Raw genomic sequence first — 3,862 nt, 5'->3', positions numbered from 1 at the left:
ACCTTGACGTGGGGCGGTCCCGCGAGTGGCCCGCCCCACGTCCCTGGTCACCTCCAGGTGCTCACACCTGCTGCCGACCGTCCACCCTGCGCGGAATGGACAGCGGGTTGGCGTCCTTGAGCTCGTCCGGCAGCAGTGCCTCCGGCCAGTCCTGGTACGCCGTGGGCGCCAGCCACCGATCGATGGCCGTGGCGCCCACGGACGTGAACGCCGAGGTCGACGCGGGCCACGGACCACCGTGATGCATCGCCCAGCACACGGCCACCCCGGTCGGCCACCCGTTCCAGACGAGCCGGCCCGCCTTCTTGCCGAGCACCTCGACGACGTCGCCCGCCTCGGAGGGGTCGGTGCTGTGAACGGTCGCGGTGAGCGAGCCTTCGAGCCGCTCAATAACCGGCGCCAGATCGGAAATATCCCGATAGGTCACCACGATCGCCGCCGGCCCGAAGCACTCCTCGGCGATATGCGGGAGCTTCTCCGCGAACGTGTCGAGATCGGTGGTGAACACCTTGGGCGTGACCGCCCAGTTCCCCTCACCGGGCTTGCCCTCGGCCAGCAGCCGCAGCTCGCCCAGCCGCTCGACCCCGCCGAGATAGCCGTCCCTGATGCGCTCGGCCAGCATGCTCCCGCCGCTGGTCCCCTCAACGGCCTCCACGAGAGCCTGCCGCAGCTCGTCGTCGTTCGGCACGAACATGAGCCCGGGATTCGTACAGAACTGCCCGACGCCCAGCGTCAGCGACCCGGCGAACCCCGTGGCCACTTCCTTGGCGGGCGCCGACGGCAGCACGACCACGGGGTTGACGCTTCCCAGCTCGCCGTAGAACGGGATCGGCACCTCCCGCTCGTCGATCAGTTTCTGGATCGCCTTGCCCCCGGCCACCGATCCGGTGAACCCGGCCGCGACCACCTTGGAGTGCTTGACCAGATCGACGCCCGCCTGCATGCCCTGCACCAGCCCCAGCAGATCGGGGTTCGGCAGCGCCTCACGGACGATCTTCGCGACCCGCTCGGAGGTGTTCGGATGCCCGGGGTGCGCCTTGACGACCACCGGGCACCCGGCGGCCAGCGCGGACGCGGTGTCGCCCCCGGCCACCGAGAACGCGAACGGGAAGTTGCTGGCCGAGAAGACGGCGACGACGCCCCGCAGCGCGTGCTTCATCCGGCGTACGTCGGGCCTCGGCGGCGTCAGGGAGCCATCGGCGTGGTCGATGATGGCCTCCAGGTAACCACCGTCCCTGATCACCTGGGCGAACAGCCGGAACTGCCCGGCCGCACGTGCCACCTCACCGCGCAGCCGTACCTCTCCGAGTGCGGTCTCCTGGTCGGCGAGCTGCCACAGCTCGTCCACATGCGAGGTGAGCGCGTCGGAGACGGCCTCGAGCGCGCGCGCTCGCTCCTCCGCGGAGGCCGCCCGCCAGGCGGGGCCGGCGGCGGCCGCGGCGGAAACGGCCACGTCGACCCCGGCGCTGGCGGTCTCGGGCAGTGCGTTGCCCACGGTCTCGCCTGTCCTGGGGTCGTGTCCGTAGATCATCGAATGGCCCTTCGGAGTCTTGACACTTCTTCAGCCTGATTCTTACAGTTGCGGCGACTTGTCCACAAATCTGGCTATTGTTCACATATATGGACGGCGGTCGTAATGATCATTAGGCAGATCCGCATAACGCCTGTCGCTTTTCGGGATCCGCCCCTTCTGAATGCCGCTGGAGTCCACGAGCCGTGGGCCCTCCGTACCATTGTCGAGGTCGTCACCGATGAAGGTTTGACCGGGTTGGGAGAGACCTACGGGGACTCCGGCCACCTCGGCAAGGTGCGCGAGTGCGCGCAGGCCCTGATCGGCCTCGATGTGCACGACACCAACACGATGTACGCCCGGATCAGCGCGATCATCGGCGACGTCGTCAGTGACATGCACGGCCTGACCGGTGTCGCCACGAAGGAGAAGAGCGTCGACCGGGTCTTCTCCCCCTTCGAAGTGGCCTGCCTGGACATCCGCGGCAAGGCCGCCGGCGTACCGGTCGTGGATCTGCTGGGCGGCAGGGTCAGAGACGCCGTCCCCTACAGCGCGTACCTCTTCTACAAGTGGGCGGGCCACCCGGACGAGGAGCCGGACCGCTTCGGCGCGGCCTTGGACGAGGCGGGTGTCGTCGAGCAGGCCAGACTGCTCATCAAGGAGTACGGCTTCGCGTCCATCAAGCTCAAAGGGGGCGTCTACCACCCGGACCAGGAGATCGCCGCCATCCGCGCCCTGCATGAGGCGTTCCCCGGAGTGCCGCTCCGTCTGGACCCCAACGCCGCCTGGACGGTGGAGACCTCGATCCGCGTGGGCCGCGAGCTTGAGGGCACCCTCCAGTATCTCGAAGACCCCACTCCCGGCATCCCCGGCATGGCCGAGGTGGCCGCCGCCGTCCCCATGCCGCTCGCCACGAACATGTGCGTGGTCACCCCCGACCACCTCCCGCCCGCCATCGCCTCCCGCGCGATCGGCGTGCTCCTGCTCGACCACCACTACTGGGGCGGCCTGGTCCGTTCCTCGCACATCGCCTCCCTCTGCGACACGTTCGGACTGGAACTGTCCATGCACTCCAACTCCCACCTCGGGATCAGCCTGGCCGCCATGACCCATCTGGCCGCCGCCACCCCGAACCTCACCTTCGCCTGCGACACCCACACCCCCTGGCAGAACGGCCAGGACGTGGTCGCACCAGGCGCCCTGCGCTTCTCCGCCGGAGCCGTCCCCGTGCCCGCGGGCCCGGGCCTGGGCGTCGAACTGGACCGCGACGCCCTGGCGCTCATGAGCGAGCAGTACGAGAAATGCGGCATCCGCGCCCGCGACGACACGGCGTACATGCAGCGCTTCGAGCCCGCCTTCTCCGCGAGGAGGCCGCGATGGTGAACGTGGCCTACGTCTACCCGTGGGACGTCGTCGGCGACCCCTCGGCCCCCGAACGCCTCGCCGACCTGGGCGTGGAGGCGATCGCGCTGGCGGCCGGCTACCACTCCACCAGGGCCGCCACGCCGTACCACCCCGCGCACCGCGTCCTGGACGTGCCCTACCCCGCCTTCTACCTCCCGATTCGCCCGTCATCGTGGTCCCGTCTCATCCCCGCCTCCCCCACCTGGACTCCCGAGGACGCCTACCTCCAGGCCCGGGACGCCCTGAAGGCAGCCGGCCTGCAGGTGCACGCCTGGACCGTGCTGACGCATAACTCCCACCTGGGAACCGCCCACCCGGACCTGAACGTCCGCAACGCCTTCGGCGACCCCTACCCGTACGCCCTGTGCCCCGCGCACGAGGACGTCATCGAATACTGCGAGCGCCTGGTCCAGGAGATCCTCACCGTGGGCGAACCCGACGGGCTGATCCTGGAAGCCTGCGGCCCGATGGGCTTCGGCCACCAGAGCGTCCACGAGAAGACATCCGGCGCCGACTGGACCTCCGCGGACACCGATCTGCTGTCACTGTGCTTCTGCACCGCCTGCGCCGACCGCTACCCGCCGAACACCCAGGACCAGGTCCGCGCCGCCGTCGACCGTGCCCTTCCCCCCGAGACCTCGCACAGGACCATCGACGAGGCCCTCGGCGGGCTGGCCGACGAGGTGCGCGCCGTCCGGTCGGGGCTGTCCACCTCCCTGCGCGAACGCCTGATCACCGTCGCGAGGAGCGCCTCCCCCACCGTCCCCATCACCCTGCACGCCAACCCGGACCCCTGGGCCGCCGGTGCCTTCGCCCCCCTGCCCTCGGGCGAGCCGAGAGCCGACGTGCTGGTGGCCAACTGCTGGGGCGACCATGCCACGGACGCCGCCCGGCTCACCCGTCTCACGGAGCTGTCCCGCCCAGGCCAGCGAGTGGGCGCCTACGTCC

The 3,862-nt window shown here is 69.9% G+C and carries 3 protein-coding genes; 2 read left to right on the top strand and 1 reads right to left on the bottom strand.

From position 1 onward, the window contains the following. Nucleotides 1-61 precede the first annotated feature (61 nt). Nucleotides 62-1,531, bottom strand: a complete 1,470-nt coding sequence (locus E1294_RS51305; RefSeq protein WP_132520438.1) for an aldehyde dehydrogenase (NADP(+)) — start codon at nucleotides 1,529-1,531, stop codon at nucleotides 62-64. A 105-nt stretch (nucleotides 1,532-1,636) separates the two neighbouring features. Between E1294_RS51305 and E1294_RS51300 the strand changes: the two genes are divergently transcribed. Further along, nucleotides 1,637-2,893 carry a glucarate dehydratase family protein gene (locus E1294_RS51300; protein ID WP_132520435.1) on the top strand — a complete coding sequence of 419 codons (1,257 nt, stop codon included), beginning with the start codon at nucleotides 1,637-1,639 and terminating at the stop codon, nucleotides 2,891-2,893. After that, nucleotides 2,887-3,862 (top strand): hypothetical protein (locus tag E1294_RS51295; protein ID WP_181958688.1); only part of this gene is annotated, 976 nt, incomplete at its 3' end. The genes E1294_RS51300 and E1294_RS51295, both read left to right, overlap by 7 nt.

The sequence above is a fragment of the Nonomuraea diastatica genome (assembly GCF_004349015.1).
Classification (GTDB): Bacteria; Actinomycetota; Actinomycetes; order Streptosporangiales; family Streptosporangiaceae; genus Nonomuraea; species Nonomuraea diastatica.
This window is presented reverse-complemented; position numbering and strand designations above follow the sequence as displayed.

What these genes read in the sequence shown, in the direction of transcription:
- E1294_RS51305 (WP_132520438.1), bottom strand. Translation starts at nt 1,531, where the DNA reads ATGATCTACGGACACGACCCCAGGACAGGCGAGACCGTGGGCAACGCA.
- E1294_RS51300 (WP_132520435.1), top strand. Translation starts at nt 1,637, where the DNA reads ATGATCATTAGGCAGATCCGCATAACGCCTGTCGCTTTTCGGGATCCG.